Annotated in this window: 17 protein-coding genes; 5 read left to right on the top strand and 12 right to left on the bottom strand. The window is 75.8% G+C overall.

Features of this window, described 5'->3' with window-relative positions; all coding sequences use genetic code 11:
• Positions 1-51 precede the first annotated feature (51 nt).
• The 4 genes from ACZ6KF_RS02785 (at position 52) to ACZ6KF_RS02770 (ending at position 5,188) form a co-directional block, all read left to right on the top strand.
• Positions 52-1,614 carry a vWA domain-containing protein gene (locus ACZ6KF_RS02785; protein WP_469236994.1) on the top strand — a complete coding sequence of 521 codons (1,563 nt, stop codon included), beginning with the start codon at positions 52-54 and terminating at the stop codon, positions 1,612-1,614.
• Positions 1,615-1,718: 104 nt separating this feature from the next.
• Positions 1,719-3,671, top strand: a complete 1,953-nt coding sequence (locus ACZ6KF_RS02780; RefSeq protein WP_469236992.1) for an AMP-dependent synthetase/ligase — start codon at positions 1,719-1,721, stop codon at positions 3,669-3,671.
• Between the two features lie 292 nt (positions 3,672-3,963).
• Complete coding sequence (locus tag ACZ6KF_RS02775; RefSeq protein WP_356631487.1) at positions 3,964-4,191, top strand: chaplin; 228 nt, start codon at positions 3,964-3,966, stop codon at positions 4,189-4,191.
• Between the two features lie 121 nt (positions 4,192-4,312).
• Positions 4,313-5,188 carry a chaplin gene (locus ACZ6KF_RS02770; RefSeq protein WP_469236990.1) on the top strand — a complete coding sequence of 292 codons (876 nt, stop codon included), beginning with the start codon at positions 4,313-4,315 and terminating at the stop codon, positions 5,186-5,188.
• 204 nt (positions 5,189-5,392) lie between these two features.
• On the opposite strand, the gene ACZ6KF_RS02765 is transcribed toward ACZ6KF_RS02770, so the two are convergent.
• Entirely contained in the window at positions 5,393-6,661 is a 1,269-nt protein-coding gene (locus ACZ6KF_RS02765) for an FAD-dependent oxidoreductase (RefSeq protein ID WP_469236987.1), read from the bottom strand.
• On the bottom strand, positions 6,661-7,950 hold the full coding sequence (locus tag ACZ6KF_RS02760; RefSeq protein WP_469158487.1) for a carboxylate--amine ligase: 1,290 nt from the start codon (positions 7,948-7,950) through the stop codon (positions 6,661-6,663). Before ACZ6KF_RS02760 ends, ACZ6KF_RS02765 begins: the two co-directional genes overlap by 1 nt.
• A gap of 129 nt (positions 7,951-8,079) precedes the next feature.
• Here ACZ6KF_RS02760 and ACZ6KF_RS02755 point away from each other — a divergent pair, with 129 nt between their 5' ends.
• Complete coding sequence (locus tag ACZ6KF_RS02755) at positions 8,080-9,312, top strand: glycoside hydrolase family 26 protein (protein ID WP_469236985.1); 1,233 nt, start codon at positions 8,080-8,082, stop codon at positions 9,310-9,312.
• A 31-nt stretch (positions 9,313-9,343) separates the two neighbouring features.
• On the opposite strand, the gene ACZ6KF_RS02750 is transcribed toward ACZ6KF_RS02755, so the two are convergent.
• The 10 genes from ACZ6KF_RS02750 to ACZ6KF_RS02705 are packed head-to-tail and all read right to left on the bottom strand — an operon-like array spanning position 9,344 to position 20,111.
• On the bottom strand, positions 9,344-10,552 hold the full coding sequence (locus tag ACZ6KF_RS02750; RefSeq protein ID WP_469236982.1) for a GNAT family N-acetyltransferase: 1,209 nt from the start codon (positions 10,550-10,552) through the stop codon (positions 9,344-9,346).
• On the bottom strand, positions 10,549-11,190 hold the full coding sequence (locus tag ACZ6KF_RS02745; RefSeq protein ID WP_356631499.1) for a YveK family protein: 642 nt from the start codon (positions 11,188-11,190) through the stop codon (positions 10,549-10,551). Before ACZ6KF_RS02745 ends, ACZ6KF_RS02750 begins: the two co-directional genes overlap by 4 nt.
• On the bottom strand, positions 11,187-12,419 hold the full coding sequence (locus ACZ6KF_RS02740; RefSeq protein ID WP_469236980.1) for a glycosyltransferase: 1,233 nt from the start codon (positions 12,417-12,419) through the stop codon (positions 11,187-11,189). Before ACZ6KF_RS02740 ends, ACZ6KF_RS02745 begins: the two co-directional genes overlap by 4 nt.
• The gene (locus ACZ6KF_RS02735) at positions 12,419-13,174 is read right to left on the bottom strand and encodes a polysaccharide deacetylase family protein (RefSeq protein ID WP_469158490.1); all 756 of its coding nucleotides are present in this window, start codon (positions 13,172-13,174) and stop codon (positions 12,419-12,421) included. Before ACZ6KF_RS02735 ends, ACZ6KF_RS02740 begins: the two co-directional genes overlap by 1 nt.
• Positions 13,158-14,810, bottom strand: a complete 1,653-nt coding sequence (gene murJ / locus ACZ6KF_RS02730) for a murein biosynthesis integral membrane protein MurJ (protein WP_356631505.1) — start codon at positions 14,808-14,810, stop codon at positions 13,158-13,160. Before murJ ends, ACZ6KF_RS02735 begins: the two co-directional genes overlap by 17 nt.
• Positions 14,807-16,123, bottom strand: coding sequence for an O-antigen ligase family protein (locus ACZ6KF_RS02725; RefSeq protein WP_469236976.1), 1,317 nt, complete (start codon positions 16,121-16,123; stop codon positions 14,807-14,809). The genes murJ and ACZ6KF_RS02725 overlap by 4 nt, the downstream gene beginning before the upstream one ends.
• Before the next feature lie 3 nt (positions 16,124-16,126).
• Positions 16,127-17,551, bottom strand: coding sequence for an exopolysaccharide biosynthesis polyprenyl glycosylphosphotransferase (locus tag ACZ6KF_RS02720; protein WP_469236974.1), 1,425 nt, complete (start codon positions 17,549-17,551; stop codon positions 16,127-16,129).
• Complete coding sequence (locus ACZ6KF_RS02715) at positions 17,548-17,805, bottom strand: hypothetical protein (protein WP_469236971.1); 258 nt, start codon at positions 17,803-17,805, stop codon at positions 17,548-17,550. Before ACZ6KF_RS02715 ends, ACZ6KF_RS02720 begins: the two co-directional genes overlap by 4 nt.
• Positions 17,802-18,980 (bottom strand): glycosyltransferase, encoded by a 1,179-nt coding sequence (locus ACZ6KF_RS02710; RefSeq protein ID WP_469236965.1) that lies wholly within the window; start codon positions 18,978-18,980, stop codon positions 17,802-17,804. The genes ACZ6KF_RS02715 and ACZ6KF_RS02710 overlap by 4 nt, the downstream gene beginning before the upstream one ends.
• A gap of 51 nt (positions 18,981-19,031) precedes the next feature.
• A complete protein-coding gene (locus tag ACZ6KF_RS02705) occupies positions 19,032-20,111 on the bottom strand; it encodes a DUF3344 domain-containing protein (protein ID WP_356631515.1) in 1,080 nt (359 codons plus the stop codon).
• Between the last annotated feature and the right edge of the window lie 205 nt (positions 20,112-20,316).

The raw sequence follows: 20,316 nt of genomic DNA, 5'->3' as shown, positions 1-20,316 counted from the left end.
GCCGTCACAGTCACCGGAAGGCGACACCAACCGGCACAGGGGGCAACGGAGATGAACGCTCACGGAACACGGCGGCTGCGCGGGGCGCTGGTCGCCCTCACCGCGGCCGGCGGCCTGCTGCTCACCGGCTGCAGCGCGAGCCACACCGAGGAGGGCGCCGCGGGCGCGTCCCGCAAGGGCGGTCAGGAGGCGCCGCTGCCCGCCCCGGACAGCGGTCGCGTCACCGGCGGCGGACAGGGGTACGGCGAGGAGGGCTCCGGCGGGCAGGGCGACGAGTCCTCCCGCGAGGTCGCTCCCGCGCCCGACCTGCTGTCCACCTTCGCCCTCGACGTCGACACCGCCTCCTACGGCTACGCCCGCCGCGTCCTCGCCGAGGGCGGCCGGCCCGACCCGTCGACGATCCGTCCCGAGGAGTTCGTCAACAGCTTCCGCCAGGACTACGAGCGCCCCGACGGCAACGGCTTCACCGTCTCCGTCGACGGCGCCCGCACCGGCGAGCGGGACTGGTCCCTGGTCCGCGTCGGCCTCGCCACCCGCGCCGCCGACGAGCGCGAGCGCCCGCCGGCCGCCCTCACCTTCGTCATCGACGTCTCCGGCTCCATGGCCGAACCCGGCCGCCTGGACCTCGCCAAGGAGTCCCTCGGCGTGATGACCGACCGGCTGCGCGACGACGACGCGGTCGCGATCGTCACCTTCACCGACGAGGCCGAGACCGTCCTGCCGATGACCGGCCTCGGCGGCAACCGCGACCGGATCCACGAGGCCGTCGCCGGGCTGGAGCCCTCGGCGTCCACCAACCTCGGCGCGGGCGTCGAGACCGGCTACGCCACCGCCGTCGCGGGACTGCGCGAGGGCGCCACCAACCGCGTCGTCCTGGTCTCCGACGCCCTCGCCAACACCGGCGACACCGACCCCGACGCCATCCTGGAGAAGATCGGCGAGGCCCGCCGCGCCCACGGCATCACCCTCTTCGGCGTCGGCGTCGGCAGCGACTACGGCGACGACCTGATGGAACGCCTCGCCGACCGCGGCGACGGCCACACCACCTACGTCTCCACCCCCGAGGAAGCCCGCGAGGTCTTCTCCCGGGACCTGCCCCGGCACGTCGACCTGACCGCCCGCGACGCCAAGGCACAGGTGGCCTTCGACCCGCGGACGGTCGCCGAGTTCCACCTCGTCGGCTACGAGAACCGCGCGGTCGCCGACGAGGACTTCCGCGACGACCGCGTCGACGGGGGAGAGGTCGGCCCCGGCCACACCGTCACCGCCCTGTACGCGGTGCGCGTCCGGCCCCGCGCCGACGGACACCTCGCCACGGCCACCGTCCGCTGGCTCGACCCGAAAACCCGCGCCCCGCACGAGGAGTCCGGCCGGCTGGATGCCGCCGCCCTCGACGGCTCGGTGCGCGAGGCGTCCCCGCGCTTCCAGGTCGCCGCCGTCGCCGCCTACTTCGCCGACGCCCTGCGCCGCCCGGACCCGCAGGCCCGCCGGCTGCCGGGCGCCCGCCCCCTGTCCGAGCTCGCCGAACACGCCGACCGGCTGGCGGCCCTCACCGAGGACGAGGACGTACGGGGACTGGCCGAGGCGGTGGACCGGGCGAGCTGGATCGCCTGAACCGGCGACCGGAATCGAACACTACCCATTGACGCTCCAGTACGCGACAGTAAGTTGACTTGCTGTCAACAACGACGGTCGCCGTCTCGCCACCGGGAGCGCCCATGGGCTTACGCAGGGATCTGAAACGGGCCGAGCGGCGCGCCGGCCTCAGCGCCCGCGCCACGGTCGAGCTGTTCCGGGACGACACCGGCCGGGTCCGTGAGGTGCGCACCGCCCCGCTGGCCCCCGGCGCCCCCGCCGGCAGCCTGGCCGACCTGCCCTACGGCACCGCGGCGGCCGACCCGGGCGCGGTCGTCCTGCGCCGCAGGACGACCCCCTCGGGGCCCTGGCGGCCGGTCACCGCTGCCGCGTTCGCCCGCGAGGTCACCGCCGTCGCCAAGGGCCTCGTCGCCGCCGGGCTCGCACCCGGCGGCCGGGTCGCCGTGATGTCCCGCACCCGCTACGAGTGGACCGTCCTGGACTTCGCGATCTGGGCCGCCGGCGGGGTCACCGTTCCGGTCTACCCGACGGCCTCCATCGAACAGGTGGACTGGATCCTGCGCGACTCGGGCGCCCGGCTCGTCGTCACCGAGACCACGGGCGACACCGCCACCGTCGCCGTCGCCACGGCCGCCCACCCCGTGTCCCCGCGCATCTGGCAGTTCGACGACGGCGCCGGCGCCCTCGTCCACCTCGCCGCACTCGGCGACCACCTCCCGGACGAGGAGGTCACCAAACGCCGTACCGTCCTCAACCCGGGCGCGGTGGCGACCGTCTGCTACACCTCCGGCACCACCGGCCGGCCCAAGGGCTGCGTCCTCACCCACGCCAATCTGCACGCCGAGGCCGCCAACACGGTCGAGCTGCTCCACCCCGTCTTCAAGGCGGTCGGCCGGCGGCCGGCCTCCACCCTGCTCTTCCTCCCCCTCGCCCACATCCTCGGCCGCGCCCTGCAGATCGCCTGCCTCATGGCCCGGATCGAGGTCGGTCACTTCCCGAGCGTCAAGCCCGACGAACTGCGCCCGGCACTGAAGGAGTTCCGGCCCACGTTCCTGGTCGGCGTCCCCCACCTGTTCGAGAAGGTCCACCAGACCGGCCGGGCCACCGCCGAGCGGATCGGCCGCGGCGCGTCCTTCGACCGCGCCCACCGCGTCGCCGTCCGCTACGGCGAGGCGTACCTGAACCGGCTCCTCGGCCGCGGCAGGGGACCCGGCCCCCTGCTGTGCGCCGCGCGGGCGCTGTACGACCTGCTCGTCTACCGGCGCGTGCGCAAGGAGCTGGGCGGCCGGGTGCGCCACGCCGTCAGCGGCGGCTCCCCGCTCGACCGCGAGCTGAACCTGTTCTTTCTCGCAGCGGGGATCGCCGTCTACGAGGGCTACGGACTGACCGAGACCACCGCCGCCGTCACCCTGGTCCCGCCGCGGAGCCCGCGCCCCGGCACGGTCGGCCTGCCGGTCCCCGGCGCCTCGGTGCGCATCGCCGACGACGGCGAGGTGCTCATCAGGGGCGCCACCGTCTTCCGGGGCTACTGGAACGACCCGGCGGCCACCTGCGAGGTCCTGCGGGACGGCTGGTTCGCCACCGGGGACCTCGGGACGCTGGACGCCGACGGGTGCCTCACGATCACCGGCCGGAAGAAGGACATCATCGTCACCTCCGGCGGCAAGAACGTTTCACCGGCGGTGCTGGAGGACCGTCTGCGCAGCCGCCCGCCCATCGGCCAGTGCCTGGTCGTCGGCGACCACCGCCCCTACGTGGCCGCGCTGATCACCCTTGACCCCGAGGCGGTCGCCCACTGGCTGTCCGTGCGCGGGCTGCCCGCCGACACGCCGATGTCCGAGGTGATCGCCGACCCGCGGATGCGGGCGACGGTGCAGCAGGCCGTCGACCACGCCAACGAGGCCGTCTCGCGCGCCGAGTCGATCCGGGCCTTCGCGCTGGTCGAGGGGGCGTTCACCGAGGAGAACGGCCTGCTCACGCCGTCCCTGAAGGTGCGGCGCCAAGCGGCGACGGAGGTGTACGCGCAGCAGGTCGAGGAGCTGTACGCGCAGGCGCGGATCAGGCCGATCGGGTGAACTTCCGCAACCAATTCCCGTGGCGACGGTTGATGAGTCCGAAGGACACACGCGTAGCCCCGAGGAAAGGAACGCGAAGTGAAGACCGACTGAGGGATTTGTCGCTCACCTGGCGGTATTGCGCTGCGCGGAGTGGAGCATCTGAGTGAACTTCCCGGCCTCCCACGTTCCGTGGTTTCTCCGGCTGTCAATTCCTGGTGTGCAGGCTGCAGGTCATGGTGCGAGCCGTTCAGTTGTGCTCGCTCGGCTTATCGGCCGTCACACGGGCATGACCGCAGAGAAGGGAAAGTTCATGAAGAAGAGCGCTGCTGTCGTCGCTGGCGCGATCATGGTCCTCGGTATGGCCACCCCGGCCTTCGCCGACGCAGAAGCCAAGGGTGCCGCAGTCGGCTCCCCGGGCGTTCTTTCGGGCAACGTGGTCCAGGTCCCTGTGCATGTGCCGGTCAATGTGTGCGGCAACACGGTCAATATCATCGCCGCCCTGAACCCGGCAGCCGGCAACAAGTGCGTGAACAAGTAACGTCGTTCCGCACCAGCCGACAGGCTGCGTCACGGCCGGCCTCGGGACCGAATCCATCGGGTCCCGAGGCCGGCTTTTCCCGGTTCTTTCCCTTATTTCTCCAAGCAGGAAGACTAGTAGATTGCGACAGAAGACCCTGAACAGGGGAATGGTCGCGGCGGCCGCCGCGACGAGCATTCTGTCCCTGTACGGCAGCCCCGCCCTCGCCGATTCGCAGGCGGAAGGGGCGGCCAAGAACTCGCCGGGCGTCGCGTCCGGCAACACCGTCCAGGTCCCGGTGCACGTGCCGATCAACCTGTGCGGCAACACCGTGGACGTGATCGCCGCGCTCAACCCGTCGTTCGGCAACGCCTGCGCCAACGACGGTGACGCGGCCGGGACCAAGGACGCCGCCAAGAGCGCGCCCGCCACCAAGAGGTCCGGCGGCACGCCCGAGGACGACACGTCCGGCACGGACCGGGCGGGCGCTCCCGAGGACGACGCGTCCGGCACGGACCGGGCGAGCGCTCCCGAGGACGACGCGTCCGGCACCGACCGGTCGGGCGACGACGGCGGCTACGGCGACATCGACGGCGCCTACGACGACCCGGACGCGTCGGCGGAGGGCCTCAGCGAGGGGTCGCCCGGCGTCCTGTCCGGCAACACCATCCAGGTCCCGGTCGACGTGCCGGTCAACGTCTGCGGCAACAGCGTCAACCTGGTGGGCGCGCTCAACCCGGCGTTCGGCAACGAGTGCGAGAACGGCGACGAGGGCTACGGCACGCCCCCGAAGACGCCGCCGGTGAAGGAGAAGCCCCCGGTCAAGGAGAAGCCTCCGGTCGAGGAGGAGGAGCCGCCCGCCCCGGAGGAGGAGGCCCCGCCGGTTCACGAGGAGCCCCCCGCCCTGCCCGAGACCGGCAGCAGCGAGAACCTCATGGCCGCCTCGGGCGCCGGCGCCGCCATGATCATCGGCGGCGCGATCCTGTACCGCCGCGCCCGCACGGCGTCCCGCAGGTAACCACGCCCGCACCCGCGCACACCCCCACCCCGCCCCGGCGACGCCCGACCGTCGCCGGGGCGGGGTGTTTTCCGGCCCTTCCCGCAAAGGCGGCCGGTGCGGAACGCCCCGAGCGCCGTGCCGCCCACGCGGGAACACCTCGGCGCGGGGCGCTCCAAGGTGCCGTACGGCCTCCCCGGGGGCGCCCCGCGCCGTACCGCGCCCTCAGCCCTGCGCGACCGGAGTCGAACGCCTGCCCCCCGGCGCCGGGATCCGGGCGCTCCACGGGCCCTTGCGCAGGCGGGAGCCGACGCCGCGCAGCACGGTCGGGGCCGTGAACGTCGCGCCGTAGACGAAGCGCATCGACGGGCCGAAGGCCGTCGCCGTGGGCAGACCGGCCAGGAACAGGCCCGGCTGGGAGGTCTCGAAGTCGCGCCCGACCGCGGGGGAGCCGTCGGGTTCCGTGGCGAGCGAGGCGCGCAGCTCGTCGGAGAGGAGACCGAGTCGGTCGGCACGCGGGCGGAAGCCCGTTGCCGCGATGACATGGCCGGTCTCCAGCGAGCGCGTGCCGGCCGTGCCGTCCGCCGCCCGGTGGGCGATCTCCAGGCGCACCCCGTCACCGGCGGGACGGGCCGCCGTGACCTCGTGCCCCAGCAGCACCTCAACCGCCGGTTCCACCCGGTCCCGTACCCACCAGGCGCCCGCCGGGCCCAGGGCCGTCGCCGTGATCGCCGCCCGGCGCCGGCCGGGGAGCCGGTGGAAGAGGCCGGGGCGCTCCGCGTAGAACCAGTTGCGCCAGCCGGGGCCCAGGCCGCTGTGCGGGGAGCGGGCCGACTGCCACCAAGGGCGCTCCCACGGCGGCGGGACGTCGTTCCAGCACAGCCGGTCGGCGCGGGCCAGCACCCGCACGGAGGTGCCCTGTTCGGCGAGCAGCGCCGCCGTCTCCAGGGCCGCCTGACCTCCGCCGACCACCGTGACGTCCCGCCCGCGGAACCGGTCCAGGTCGCGGTGGTCGCTGCTGTGGGTGACGCGGGAGGAGCCGAGGCCGCGCAGCGCCGCGGGGATCTCCGTGAACGGCATGACGCCGACGGCCAGCACGACCGTACGGGCGTACAGGACCGCGCCGTCGTCCAGGACCGCCTCGAAGCCGTCCGGGCAGGGCGCCAGCCGGGTCACCGTCCGCTCGTCGACCTCCGGCACTGCGTGGCGGGCGAACCACAGGCCGTACTCGGCGAAGGTCTCCACCGGGATCGGGTGCCCGTGCCGGGCGTCGACGCCCAGGCCCGCGCAGTACACGTCGAGCCGGCGACGTCCGGTCGGGTCGGACAGGTTGGACGCCCACGGCTCCGACTTCAGGAACATGCCGCGCGGCATGTGGTCCCGCCAGGACGCCATCGGCCGCCCGTGCACGCACAGCCGCAGGCCCGCGGCCGCGGCGTGCGCCGCGACGGACAGTCCGTAGGGGCCCGCGCCCACCACCAGGAGGTCGTACATCAGCAGTTGCTCGCTTTCTCGTCGTCGGTCAGGGCGGCCGGCACGGCGGCCGGCTCGGTGGTCGGCGGGGCCTGGCGGGCAGGTGGGACGGGAGCCTGCACGGGGGCCGCCGGCCGGGTGTGCAGCCGCTCGGCCAGCCGGCGCAGCACGTGCCGGGTCCACAGGGCGCTCATGGCGAAGCCGGGAGCGAGGTCGTCGCCGGCGTGCCAGGCCAGCTCCCGGCCGCCGCGCGTGGGGCGCGGCAGGTTCAGCGGGGCGTAGTTCTCCACGACGAACGTCCGCCCGGGCCGCGGCGCCCCCTCCGGCAGCGGCCGGTGCGTCAGGTCCAGGTGCAGGGCGCGGACGACGTCCAGTCCGGCGGCGTCGGCGAACAGCCGGAACTGCGCGCCGGGGCGCGGGTTGAAGTCCAGCAGGTGGTAACGGCCGGTCGTGGCGCAGCGCCGGAAGTCCAGGTCGAGGACGCCCCGGTAGCCGAGCGCGGCGACGACGCGCTCGGTCAGCGCCGTCACCTCCGGGTTCGGGGTCCACTCGCCGACCGCCGTCAGCCCGGCGGTGCGGGGCCAGGCGTGCAGCTTGCGCCCCGTGCCCCCGCCGCGCACCGCGCCGGACCGGTCGGCGTAGCCGTGGCTGAACCAGTCCAGATCGGGCCCCGGCGGCAGGAACTCCTGGAGCAGCAGCCGGCTGCCCGCCTCCGGGGAGCGCTCGTACAGCTCCCGCGCCTCCTGCGGAGAGCGCACCAGGACCGTGCTGCGCAGTCCGCCGCCGGGCGGCAGCAGCCAGGGCCGGCTCCACTTGGCCACCACCGGCAGCCCGAGCCGCCAGGCGTCCGAGGCGGCTTCCGCGGGGCCGGCGGGGATCAGCGTCCGCGGGTGCGGCACGTCGAGCGTGGCGCACAGGGCGGCCAGTTCGGCCTTGTCGGCGACGCGTTCGGGCAGCGCGGCCGGCGATTCCGGGAGCAGGTAGGAGGGCGCGAGGACCTCCCGCGCGCTGTCCACCGCGACGGCGCCCGCGTCGTCCATCGGGATCAGCACGGCGGGCCGCTCCACCTTCGCGGCCACCCGGCGCAGCACGGCGGCGACCTCCTCGGCCGTGGCGTCGGGGGCGGGCGGCGGATGCAGCCGGGTGACGTACCGGGAGCTGCGGACGGGACTGCCCGCGCAGTCGGCGACGACGTGCACGTCCACGCCGGCTCTGCCGAGCGAGCGCACGGCGCCGAGGGTGCCGTGGTGAAAGGGATTCCGGTCCGTCCGCAGCAGGACCGCGGGGACTCGGGTGTCGAACAACGACACGGTCGTATTTCCTTCGGGTCGATTTCACCCGTGCGGACCGGCGACACACTCGTACGCCACAGCCGCACTGGCGGAAAGCACACTCATATGACTGGGTGTCAGTAACTGACCGAGTGGAGAGGAGCAGGCATGGCCGCAGAGCAGCGACGGTCCCGGTTGCGCCGGGCGGCGTGCGTCGTGGCGACGATCGCCGCGTCGGCCGCCCTGGCCGCGGGTCCGGTGTTCGCCGCGGGCCTGGGCGTGGTGGTGACCCCGCCGTCCGCTCCGCCGCCGCCCCCGCCGGCGACCCGGCCGATGCCGTTGCCGCCGGCCGCCCCCGAGGCGGAGGCCGAGGCCGAGCCCGCCTTCGGCGCCTACCTCCACTACGGGGAGCAGGGCGTGGCCCGGATGGCCGAGCTGAGCCGCTGGCTGGGCGGCGCCGACCTGCGGGTCGGGCACACGTATCTGCCGGGCGACCGGTGGAGCAACATCGAGGGCGCGCCGGCGTTCCTCCAGGCCTGGGCCGACTGGCGCGCCGCGCGCGAGGACCGGATCTTCGTCCTGAACGTCCCCATGCTGGAGGGCAACGAGGAGAAGTTCGACGACGCCGAGGTGCGGGCGCTGCTGCGGCAGGGCGCGGCCGGGCGGTTCGACCACCACTTCCGCGCGCTCGCCCAGCGGCTGGTGGGGCTCGGGTTGACGGACACCGTCCTCGTGCTCGGCTGGGAGATGAACGGCGAGACCTACACCCATCGCTGCGGGCCCGACCCCGTGGCCTGGAAGCGGTACTGGAACCGGATCGTCACCGCCATGCGCGCCGTGCCGGGCCAGGAGTTCCGGTTCGACTTCGCCCCCAACCGCGGCCGGGACGCCATCGCCTGGACCGAGTGCTATCCGGGCGACGACACGGTCGACGTCATCGGCATGGACTCCTACGACCAGCCGGAAGGGGTCACCTTCGACGAACAGGTGAACGAGCCGTACGGCCTCCAGGACCACGTCGACTTCGCGAAGGCGCACGGCAAGCCGGTCTCGTACCCCGAGTGGGGCCTGTTCCGCAACGACGACAACCCCGTCTACATGCAGCGCATGCTCGACTGGATGGACCGTCACAGGCCCCTCTACAACACGCTCTCCGACTACTGCCCGCACGGGGTCTGGCAGTGCGACGCGAACCCGCAGTCGGCCGCCGTCTACCGGTCGTTCCTCTACGGCCGCGGCGCGGAGAAGAAGCCCGCCGACCAGGTCACGCCGCCACCGGCGCCCACGGTGCCCACCGAGCCGCCGCAGGACTGCTCGCCCCTGATGCCGGACGACTGGATGGAGCACTGGCTCGGCGGGGAGCTGTGCGTGAAGCTCGACTGGTGGTCGCGCATCCGGTGACCGTTCCCCGGCGGGTTCCGGTGACCGTGCTTCAGGAACTGCGGTCACCGTCGCGCTCCTTCCGGCGGCGCAGCAGCTCCCCGCCCAGCCGCCGCAGGCCCGCCCCGTACAGCGCGGCCCGCAGCAGCGGGGCCGTGCGCCGCCGGGCCAGCAGCAGCCGCCTGTTGACCACCGGCTCGGGGCGCCAGTGGTGCTTGTACGGCTCGTTGCCGCGCAGCAGGCTCAGCGTGCCGGGTCCGCCCGGCCGGACGTGCTCGGCGCAGGCGTCCAGCAGCATCACCGCCACGTCCGCCCTGCGCTCCCGCAGCCGCGGATGGGCGCCGTACAGGTAGCCGCCCGCGAGCCGCCGGGACAGCAGCGTCAGGTCGACGGCCACCACCTCGCCGTCCAGCCGGAACTCCGTCACCACGGCGTCCCCGGAGAGCACCATCGGCCCCGCCGAGCGCACCAGATGGTCGCGGAACCGGGGCCGCAGGTGCTCCGGCGTCACCCCGCGCCCCTCCCACTGCAGCCGGTGCAGCTCCAGCATCCGGCCCAGCGCGCGCTCCGCCTCGCCCGGCGGTACGACGCGCCGCTCGACGCCGAGGGCCTGCAGCTTGCGGAGCTTGGCGCGGAACCGTTGCCGGGCCTTGGCCGACGGCAGCCGGTCGATCAGGCCGTCCATGGGCAGGGCGGGCAGTTCCAGGCAGACCGAGTCGTCCACGCGCCGGCGCGGGCCGGTCCAGCGGTCGTAGACGCGTTCGACGGCGGCGCCCGGCCGGACCTCCCGGAAGTCGATCAGCGCGGTCCGGGCGGCCTGGGCGAGCCCTTCGGTGAGCGCGGCGACCGCGGCCTCCCCGTGCTCGTCGTCGAGCAGGACGTCCGCGTAGTCGGAGATCGGCCCGCCGAGCGGGACCAGCGCCGGCAGCGGGCGGCGCACACGCATCAGCGGGGCCGCCGCGACGAGTTCACCGCCGGAACCGCCGAGGGCACCCGAGCCGTCGGAGACGCCCGCGCCGCCCGCGTCGTGGGCACGGACCAGGATCAGCCTCAGCCCGCCCGGGCTGCCGTACGACAGCCACCAGGAGTGCAGCCAGGCGTGGCTCTGGAACGGCGTCGCGGAGGGCGAGCGGGCGTGGAGGCGGGCCCAGGCGGGGGCGAGGCCGGCGAAGGCGCGCTCGTCGGTGACGACCTCCGTGCGGTAGACCGGCGCCGGGGGACGCCGTACCGGCGCCGCCTCCGTGCGGTAGCCCGCCGTCACAGCGGCCGGTGGGCGTCGACGGAGACGGCCGGGCCCGGCACGGAGGCGGCGCGGCCCGGGTCCTCGGCGGCGCGCCGGGGCCTGACCAGCAGTGCCAGTCCGCCCAGCAGCCCGCCCGCGCTCGCCCCGACCAGCCCGGTCACCGGCGCGGACGCGGAGGACGGCTCGGCGGGTTCGGGGGCGCGGGCGAACTGCCGCAGCTCGACGCGGGTGTCGTCGGAGGCGTCGCCCGCGTGCCGGGTCAGGGCGCGGGCGACCGCGTTGGCCATGTCGGCGGCGACGTCGGGGCGTGCCGAGTCCGCGGAGACGGCCACCATCGGGGCGTCCGGCGAGGTGGCGGTGCGCACGCTGTCCCGGAGGGTGCCGACGGGGACGCCCGCCCACACCTGCGCGTCCCCGAGCACCGCCAGCTGCGTGGCGACCTTGCCGTACGCCTGCGCGAAGCCCAGGGCCGCGGCCGGGTCCGACTTCTCGGTGGGGACGGCGACGACATAGCTGGTCGCCGTGTAGGTGGGCGTGTGCAGCACGCCGTACGCGCCGCCGAGCAGTCCGCCCGCGAGGACGCCGGCCGCGAGCAGCGACCACGGGGGCAGCGTCCGCAGGCGGGACAGCGGGCCGGGGGCGGGGGTGTCGGTCATGACGTGCGGGCTCCCTGGGGTGACGGAGACGGGGACGGTGAAGGGGCCGCTGCCGGTGACGCGGCCACGGCCGGGGGAGGGGCCGGGACCGAGGGCGCCGTCGCCGGCGGGCGCGGGGCGGCGAGCGCGGTCGCGTAGACGTCCATCAGCCGGGCGGCGCTGCGGGTGATGCAGTAGTGCCGGGCGGCGTCGGGGGCGGTGCGGGGGCGCGGGCCCGCCGCGCGGGTCTCGGCGACGGCGCGGGCGAACTCCTCCGGGCCGCCGGTGATCCGGCGCGCGCCGGGCGCGCTGTGCGGGGGCAGGTCCTCGACGGCCGGGCAGGACGCGTACAGCACCGGCAGCCCCGACGCCAGCGCCTCCACGACCGCCAGCCCGAACGCCTCCTCGGGCGAGGGCGAGACCAGCACGTCCATCGCGTCGGTGAGGGACGGCAGGTCGGGTCCGGGGGAGCCGTCGGGCAGATAGGGGCGTTCGCCGGTGAACAGGACCCGGTCGGCGACCCCGGCCTCGTGGGCGGTGCGCCGCAGCACGTTCTCCTCGGGGCCGCCGCCGACCAGCAGCAGCCAGTGGTCGCGGGGGAGGAGGGCGAGGGAGTGCACGGCGACGTCGAAGCGCTTGCCGGCGGCGAGGCGTCCCACCGCCCCGACGACGTACGCGCCGCCGGGCAGTCCGAGCCGCTGCCGGGTGCGCAGCCGCCGCACCGGGTCGAAGCGGAAACGGTCAAGGTCGATGCCGTTGGGCACCACCTCGACGCGGGCCGCGGGCACGCCCCAGCGGCGCAGCCGGTCGGCGACCGTGGGGGAGACGGCGACGGTGGTGCTGCCCAGGCGCTCCCCGGCGAGGTAGAGCGCGCGCACGCCCGGTGTCAGCCGGCGGCCCTCCATCCGGGAGTCGCCGAGGGAGTGCTCGGTGGCGACGACCGCCCGCACCCCGGCGATGCGGGCGGCGATCCGGCCGTAGAGGCAGGCCCGGTACAGGTGGGTGTGGACCAGGTCGTAGCCGCCGGCGCGGATGTGGCCGACCAGCCGGGGCAGCGCGGCCAGGTCGCTGTTGCCGGCCATGCCGAGGCAGGTCACGCGCACCCCGTCGGCGGCCAGTCCCTCGGCGACCGCGCCCGGGTTGGTGAGCGTCAGGACGTCGCAGTCGACGGGCAGATGCCGCAGCAGCAGCCGCAGTTGCTGCTCCGCGCCGCCGACGCCGAGGCCGGTGATGATGTGCAGCGCCCTCATCACACGCCCTCCACGGGACGGCGGCGCAGCCGGTGCAGCCGGTGCTTCAGCAGCAGCCGTACGCCGGTGTCCCGCTGCCCGATGTGGACGCGGGGCAGGGCGTGCGGGCCGGTGAGCGGGCCGGGGTCGATCGCGCAGGCGTACGCGTACCCGGCGTCCCGCACGGCGCGCACGGCGCGTTCGTCGAGCGTGCCGTACGGGTAGCAGAACCCGGCGACCGGAGCACCGGTCAACTCCGAGAGCAGCGCTCTGCTGTCGGCGGTCTCGGCGCGCAGGGTCGCGTCGTCGGCGCGGGTGAGGTCGACGTGCGTCAGCCCGTGCGAGCCGATCTCCACGCCGGCCTCGGCCGCCTGCCGGACGCCGTCCGCGGTCAGCAGCGGCTTGCGCGGGCCCAGCGGGTCCCAGGCGTTGTCGCCGCCGAGCCGTCCCGGCAGCACGAACAGGGTGGCCGAGCAGCCGCGCCGCAGCAGTACCGGCAGCGCCGCCCCGACGAAGTCGGCGTAACCGTCGTCGAAGGTCAGCCCCACCAGGCCCGCGTCCTCCCCGCGGGCGCGCGCGGCGAGCAGCTCGGCCACGGACACGCCCCGCAGCCCGCGCCGGCGCAGCCAGTGGAGCTGGTCGTCGAGGCGGTCGGGGGTGACGGTGATGCGGTAGGGGTCGTTCGAGCAGTCGCCCACCGAGTGGTACATCGCCACCCAGGGGACGGGAGCGGGGCGGGGTGCGACACGTGTGCCGGCGTCAACGGGTACGGACATGCGGAAGCCTTCGGGTCGCGGAACGTACATGACGGAGTGCCGAGGTCACGCCCTGGTCGCCCAGGGCGCGCCCGAGCAGGGCGAAGACGACGATCACGGTCGGGCAGCCGGCGAGCAGACCTGCCGCCGGCGCGTCGGCCCGGCTCGCGGCGTACGCCCCGGCCGCCGTGGCGACCGCCGCCGCGAGCACCGGCCGGCCCAGCGCGCCGAGCACCCGCCGCACCCGCACCGGCACGACGCTGTGCGGCGCCCGCCGGCCCCCGCGCTCGCGCATCCCGGCGAGCAGCAGCGCGGCGGTCAGGGTGATGCCGGCGGCATTGGCGGCGGCGATCCCGTGGACGCCCAGCGGACCGGCGCTCAGCGCGCCGATGCCCGAGGTGGCGGCGATCCCGGCGGCCATCGCGCCGAGCGGGTACCAGGAGGGCCGGCCGTCCGAGAAGTACGAGCGGACCAGCGCGCCCACCAGCGTCTGGCCGAGCAGCCCGAGCGCGTACACCCGCATGACGCTCGCGGTCGCCGCCGTGTCCGCCGCGCCGAACGCGCCGCGCTGGAACAGCACCTCGACGATCTGCGGGGCGCACGCGACGACCACGGCGGCGCCCAGCAGCACCATGCACGCCGCCAGCGCCAGGTCACGCTCCACCCGGTCCCGGGCCCGCCCGGTGTCGCCGTCGGCCAGGGCCCGCGCCACCACCGGGAAGGTGACCGTGCACAGCATCAGCGACAGCGTCATCGGGACCTGCGCGACCTTCTGCGCGTAGTTCAGGTGCGAGATCGCCCCCGGCTCCAGATGGGAGGCGAGGAAACGCTCGATGAGCACCTGCGACTGACGGCACAGCGCGAACAGCAGCACCGCGCAGACGACGGCGGCGCCCATTCGCCGCTCCGGCCCGGACGCCGCCCCGGCCGCCCCGACGGCCGCCTTCCCGCGCAGCTCCCGCCACAGCGCCGGCAGCTGTACGGCCACCATCAGGCAGCCGCCCGCCGCCACGCCCACCGCCGCCGAGCGCACCCCCCAGCGCCCGCCCAGCGCGACCATCGCCGCGATGATGCCGGCGTTGTAGGCGACGTAGATCGCCGCCGGCGCCAGGAAGCGGCGGTGGGCGCGCAGGGCCGCGCTGCAGTACCCGGCGAGCCCGAAGCTGAGGAGACAGGTGGCGGTCAGGCGGGTGCAGTCGACGGCGAGGGAGCGGTCGGACAGGCCCGGAGCGAGGGCGGCGACCAGCTGCGGGGCGGCGAGCGCGGTCAGGGCCGACGCGGCCACCAGTGCCGACGCCACGCGGGGCAGGGACGTGCCGACCAGGGCGCGGACCGGGTCGCCGGGGGCGCCCTGCGCACGCCGGGCCAGGGCAAGGCTGAACGCCGGGATCAGCGCCAGCGCCAGACCGTCCTCGATGAGCAGCGTCGCCGCGAACTCCGGGACGGTCCAGGCCACCAGGAAGGCGTCCGTCTCGGTGCCGGCGCCGAACAGCCGGGCCAGCGCCTGGTCGCGGGCGAGCCCCAGCAGCGCGCCGGCGACGGAGAGGGCGGCGGTGACGAGGGCGGCCCGGGCGAGGAAGCCGCGCGTGGCGGCGCGCTCCCCGGGAGGGCTCTGCGCGGGCCGGACGACGGCCGTGTCCTGCGAAGTCACCGTCATCGCCGCGACGCCCCCTCGGCCCGCCCGCCGGACAGCGCCCACCAGGCCGCCGCCCCGAAACCCACCGCCGTCAGCGTCGTGGAGGGCCCGCCGATGTCGGCGTAGCAGAAGTCGGTCAACTGCCACACCAGCAGCCCGCAGGCGACCAGCGCGCAGTCCGGCCCGCCGCCCCGCCGCCGGCACCGCAGCAGCCCCCGCAGGGCGCACACCAGCAGCGCCAGCCAGCTCCCCACGAGCGTCAGCAGCCCGATCAGCCCCTGCTCGCTCAGCACCAGCAGATACATGTTGTGCGGCGACAGCAGCGGCTGGCGCCGGTAGGCCACGCCCGCGCCCTCGGTGTCGCTGCCCGACGACAGAGCCAGCGGGGCGTGCGCGTCCCGGTGCTCGGGAAAGCCCTTCAGCCCCACCCCGGTCAGCGGCCGCTCGCGCCACATGCCCACGGCCGCCGCCCACATGCTGTACCGGTCGGTCACCGACTGGTCGGGGGAGTCGGCGACCTGCGTGATGCTGGCCATCCGCTCCTGCAGCAGCGCCGTGCCCACACCGAACCCGCCCACCAGCACCACGCCCGCCGCCACCGCCGCCGCGCCCACCGCGAGCGCCCGCCGCGCCCCGGCGAGGGCCAGCTGCACCGCGCAGGTCAGCGCGGTGGCGATCCACGCGCCCCGGCTGAACGACAGGGCGAGCGGCGGCAGCAGCAGGAGCGCGCACCCGGCCGCCGCCCACCGATGCCTCACCGACGCCCCGCCGCCGAGGGCCAGCCCGAGCGCGCAGACCACACCGAGGGAGACCACGCTCGCCATCCCCATGACGTCCTGCGGTCCGAAGGTGCCGACAGCGCGGATCGGCTGCCCCTGGTACGAGGCCCCGGTCCCGGTCGCGTACTGGTGCACGCCGACCGCCCCCTGCCACACGGCGAGCCACACCAGCGACCAGGCCACCAGCCGGAAGTCGCCCCGGCCGCGGATCAGCAGCAGCACGGCCGCCGGCACCAGCACGAACACCTGGAGGTAGCGCCCCAGGCCGGTCAGCCCCGCCCCCGGCGACGCCGCCCCGGCCGCCGCCACGGCCAGGCCCGCCACCGGCAGCCCCAGCACCAGCGCGGCCGTACGGGACAGCGGACGGCGCCGCTGCCGCAGCAGCCGTACGACGCAGAACCCGACCAGCACGGCGGACGCCGCGTCGGCGGGGGTGGCCCCGCCCCCGCCGCCGGGGCCCACGGGCAGCCCCAGCAGGGCGACCACCGCCACCACGGGCAGCACGGGCGTGGCGGGCAGCGGGAAGGGGCGGGGCAGCGCCGGGGCCAGGCTCATCGCTCAGCTTCCCGTCTGGCGCACGAGCGCGGTCGCGGTGCGCAGCAGGATGCAGACGTCCTGCCACAGCGACCAGTCGTCGATGTAGGCGTTGTCGAACCGCGCCCGGTCCTCGATCGAGGTGTCGCCGCGCAGCCCGTTGATCTGGGCGAGACCGGTCAGCCCGGCCGGCATCCGGTGGCGGGCCGCGTAACCCGGGTAGGTCTGGCTGAACTGGGCGACGAAGTAGGGCCGTTCGGGACGCGGGCCGACCAGGCTCATGTCGCCCCGGAAGACGTTCCACAGCTGGAGCAGTTCGTCCAGCGACGTCCGGCGCAGGAAGCGGCAGAACCACGGCATGTCGTGGGCGTTGGCCACGCTCCAGCGGGTCGCCGCCTCGTGCTCGTCCACCGGGCGGTGGGTGCGCAGCTTCAGCAGCGTGAACGGGCGGCCGTCCAGGCCGATCCGCTCCTGCCGGAACACCACGCCCGGCCCGTCGTTGATCCGCAGCACCAGCGCGCACACCAGCAGCAGCGGGCTGACCGCCAGCAGCAGCGCCCCGGACACCACCACGTCCAGCACCCGCTTGCCGGCCCCGCCGCGCCGCCCCGCGCCCCAGTCCAGGGGGCGGCAGGAGAAGCCGGCGAGGTGTTCGCGCGCCCCGTGGGAGGGCGGGTCGGCGTCGAGTTCCCACACCGTGCACCCCGACTCGGCGAGCGCCCGCAGCACGGGCTCCTGCTCGGACCGCACGCTGGGGTGCACGGCGAGGACGTCGCGGACGCCGTTCTGGATCAGCGCCCGCTGGACCTCCTCCCCGGTCGTCAGCACCGGCAGCCCTTCGCCGCCGTCCGCCCGCTCGGTGACGATCCCGACCGGCCGCACCCCGCACGCCGGGTGCCGCAGCACCGCCGCGGCCACCCGCCGCGCGGTCGCCGCCGGACCGACCACCAGCGCCGCGCGCGGATGCCGCAGCAGCGCCGCGCGCCGCCGCCGGTGCACGAGGGCGCGGGCCGCGCAGCCTGCTGCGGCGTGCACCAGGTACCCGGCCGCGAGGGTGCGGGCGGGCAGGGCGTGCTGCGGGGCGCACGCGGCGGTCAGGGCGGCGAGGGCCAGCCAGGCCACCGCGATCCGCCCGCACACCGTCGGCAGTTCGTCCAGCACGCCCTGGAGCCGCCGGGGCGGCCGGTGCGGGCGCAGCAGCAGCGCACCGGCCACCAGCAGGGCCACCTGGAACGGGCGCTGCCCGGCGAGGACCGCGGCGGCCGGCAGGGCGGCGGCGAGGTCCGCGGCCAGCAGCGGCAACGGAGACGGCGGACGGACCGGGGGCCGGCGGACGGGAAACCGGAACCCGGCGCCGGCGCGGCCGGGCGCGGGCAGGACCGAGACGTGCGCGCCGGGCGCCGGGACGGTGCCCTGCGCGGGGTCGGCGGCGGTGCTTTCCGTACTCACGGGTGGCTGGGCTCCCTGTGCTCGGTGGGCACGGCGTGTGCCGCGGGCCCGGCGGCCGGTTGCGGGTGGTGGGGGTGGGTGGCCGCGCGGGCCGTGTGCCGTACGTCGTGCGTGGGGGTGGTGGTGGTCGCCGGGGTGCCGGTGGCCGGTTGCGGGTGGCGGGGATGGGTCGCCGCGCGGGCCGTGTGCCGCACGTCGTGCGTCGGGGCAGGCGCGGGGGCTGCGGTGGTCGCCGGGGTGCTTTCCGTACTCACGGGTGGCTGGGCTCCCTGTGCTCGATGGGCACGGCGTGCGCCGCGGGGACGGCCGGGACCGCGCCCAGCAGCGCGCGGTACAGGTCCGCCACCGCCTCGGCGGTCCGCCGTACGTCGTGCGCGGCCAGGACGTGGCGCCGGCCCCGCTCGCCGAGCGAGGCGCGCAGCGGCGGGTCGGCGAGCAGCGCGGCGATCGCCCGGGCCAGCGCGGCCGGGTCCTCCGGCGGTGTCAGGCAGTGCGCGGCGTGCCCGGGCGGCAGGCTCTCGCGGGCGCCGTCCACGTCCGTCACCACGACGGCCCGCCCGCAGGCCATCGCCTCCAGCGGGGCCAGCGCCATGCCCTCCCAGCGGGACGGCAGGACGACGAGGTCGGCCGCCTGGTACCAGGGCACGGGATCGGCGACGTCCCCCGCGAACAGCACCGGCTCCGGGGCGCGCAGTCGGTGGCGGTCCGGTCCGTCGCCGACCAGCGCGAGCCGCGCCCCCGGCCTCCGCCAGACCACCTCCTCCCAGGCCGCCAGCAGGACGTCCTGGCCCTTCTGCCGGCACAGCCGCCCCACGCAGACCACGAGGGGCGCCTCCGGATCGTCGTCCGGGAGCAGCGCGGCCCGGGCGGCGGCGGAGGGGGCGGGGCGGAAACGCGCGGTGTCGATGCCGTTGGGGACGACCGTCCACCGCGCGCGGACGCCGGCCCGCTCCCCCGTCTCCCGCTCGGCGGCGCTCACGCACACCGTCCGGTCGGCCCAGCGCGCCCCGAACCGCTCCCACCCCAGCGCCAGCGCCGCGGTGGGTCCGCCGACCGCCTCGAACGACCAGGCGTGCGGCTGGAACACCGTGGGGATCCGCCCCCGCACCGCGAGCCGCACCGCGAGCCCCGCCTTCGCGCTGTGCGCGTGGACCAGCGCGGGCCGCACCTCGTCGACGAGCCGCGCGAGCCGGCGCACCTCACCGGGCAACGACAGCCCCGGCGCGCGCGTCGCCCGCCACGGCCGCACCTCGGCGCCCAGCGCCCGCAGCGCACCGGCGAGCGGCCCGTCCGGGCAGGCGACGGCGACGCGGAGCCCGGCGGCGAGCTGAGCCCGGGTCAGATCGGTGACGTACCGGGCGACACCGCCGTCCACGGGCTGGGCCACGTGCAGGACCCGTGGCGGGGGATCGGTTGCTGACTGGTGCATGCGCGGTCTTCCTCGCTCACGAGTGCGGCTCGGGACGGGCGGGCGGAACGGTCACCGTGAGGCGCCCGCGGCGACGAAGAGCACCCCGGCCCAGGCCTCGTCGCTCCCGCCGGTCAGCCGCAGGGCGATGCGGTGGGCGCCGGTGCGCGCGGCGTCGCCGAGGCCGAACACGTCGGAGTCGTAGCCGAGGGTGTGCGCGTACGCCGGGACCCGTTTGCCCGACGCCCCGCTGATGGTCGAATTCAGCACGTCGTCGCGGGGGTTGGCGGCGTCGCCGAGCAGCGCGGGGGCCGCCCGGCCGGTGAACAGCGCCAGCGACTCCCCGGTACGGCCGCGGTCACCGTCGTAGGCGACCAGGCCGACCTGACCGGTCGCGTCCGGCGGCAGGCCCGGCAGCAGGATCTCCCGGCCCGCGCCGAGGACGTCGAACCCGTCCCACAGCGACAGCAGGCGCAGCGGCTCCTTCGGGTTCGCGTACGCCACGACGAGCGTCCAGCCGCCCCACGCCCCGGCCGCCGACCTGCCCATCGCCACGTTGAGCTGCGCCACCGTGTACAGGCCCGGCCCGCTGCGCCGCACCAGGCCGGTGACGTCCGCCGAGGCCTGGTAGGCGTCCGCCTCCGGGGCCACCCGGTGGCCCACGACGGTGTCCGCGAGGACCTCCTGGTACCGGCCGCCGGGTTCGGCGACCAGCACGCGCGCGTTGTCCTCGCTCGGCTTCTGCTCGCCGACGCGCAGATTGCCGCCCCAGTACAGCCGCGCGTACGACACCGAGGAGCCCTTGGGCAGCCGGACCTCCGCGCGGGAGGAGTTGTAGGTGTTCGGGTCGCGGTCGACGTCGACGTAGGTCATCTGGAAGTCGCCGTTGACCGCCGGGCGGCCCGCGCGGGCGGCCGGGCAGACAGCGGCGCCGGCCGCGGACCGGGGCGCCGGACGGCAGGTGACGGCGGTGTTCGCCGCGCGGACGATGCCGCCGCGCTGCACCGCCCCGTACCGCTGGGCGAAGGGGACGTGTTCCGCCTCCGGCACGGGCGGCGCGCCCGCGCGGGCGGCGGCCGGTGCGGCGATCGCCGCGAGGGCGAGGGCGCCCGCTGCCGCGCGGCGCAGCAGCGGACCCAGGGAGTTGCTCATGACCGGCGTTGCCCTTCCGGGAAGCGGCCCCCTGCAAGGGGCGCGTCGGACGAGCGGCAACTCTAGCCACTAACCGGACTAATACCTCGAAACCCCTCAATCGTGTCGGATTGGTGAAACTGTCCCACCTGTCACATCACCCCTTTGGGGGCGCAACTCCCGGCCCTCCCGCGCGTTGACACAACGCCGGGCATCCGCCCGGATA

The organism is Streptomyces sp. NPDC046379 (genome assembly GCF_055587785.1).
The sequence above is the reverse complement of the archived record's forward strand: the minus strand, read 5'-3'. Positions and strand labels throughout refer to the sequence as shown.

Excerpts from the sequence above, each read along its gene's own strand:
- ACZ6KF_RS02785 (WP_469236994.1), top strand. The coding sequence starts at position 52 with ATGAACGCTCACGGAACACGGCGGCTGCGCGGGGCGCTGGTCGCCCTC.
- ACZ6KF_RS02780 (WP_469236992.1), top strand. The coding sequence starts at position 1,719 with ATGGGCTTACGCAGGGATCTGAAACGGGCCGAGCGGCGCGCCGGCCTC.
- ACZ6KF_RS02775 (WP_356631487.1), top strand. The coding sequence starts at position 3,964 with ATGAAGAAGAGCGCTGCTGTCGTCGCTGGCGCGATCATGGTCCTCGGT.
- ACZ6KF_RS02765 (WP_469236987.1), bottom strand. The coding sequence starts at position 6,661 with ATGTACGACCTCCTGGTGGTGGGCGCGGGCCCCTACGGACTGTCCGTC.
- ACZ6KF_RS02755 (WP_469236985.1), top strand. The coding sequence starts at position 8,080 with ATGGCCGCAGAGCAGCGACGGTCCCGGTTGCGCCGGGCGGCGTGCGTC.
- ACZ6KF_RS02745 (WP_356631499.1), bottom strand. The coding sequence starts at position 11,190 with ATGACCGACACCCCCGCCCCCGGCCCGCTGTCCCGCCTGCGGACGCTG.
- ACZ6KF_RS02740 (WP_469236980.1), bottom strand. The coding sequence starts at position 12,419 with ATGAGGGCGCTGCACATCATCACCGGCCTCGGCGTCGGCGGCGCGGAG.
- ACZ6KF_RS02735 (WP_469158490.1), bottom strand. The coding sequence starts at position 13,174 with ATGTCCGTACCCGTTGACGCCGGCACACGTGTCGCACCCCGCCCCGCT.
- murJ (WP_356631505.1), bottom strand. The coding sequence starts at position 14,810 with ATGACGGTGACTTCGCAGGACACGGCCGTCGTCCGGCCCGCGCAGAGC.
- ACZ6KF_RS02725 (WP_469236976.1), bottom strand. The coding sequence starts at position 16,123 with ATGAGCCTGGCCCCGGCGCTGCCCCGCCCCTTCCCGCTGCCCGCCACG.
- ACZ6KF_RS02710 (WP_469236965.1), bottom strand. The coding sequence starts at position 18,980 with ATGCACCAGTCAGCAACCGATCCCCCGCCACGGGTCCTGCACGTGGCC.
- ACZ6KF_RS02705 (WP_356631515.1), bottom strand. The coding sequence starts at position 20,111 with ATGAGCAACTCCCTGGGTCCGCTGCTGCGCCGCGCGGCAGCGGGCGCC.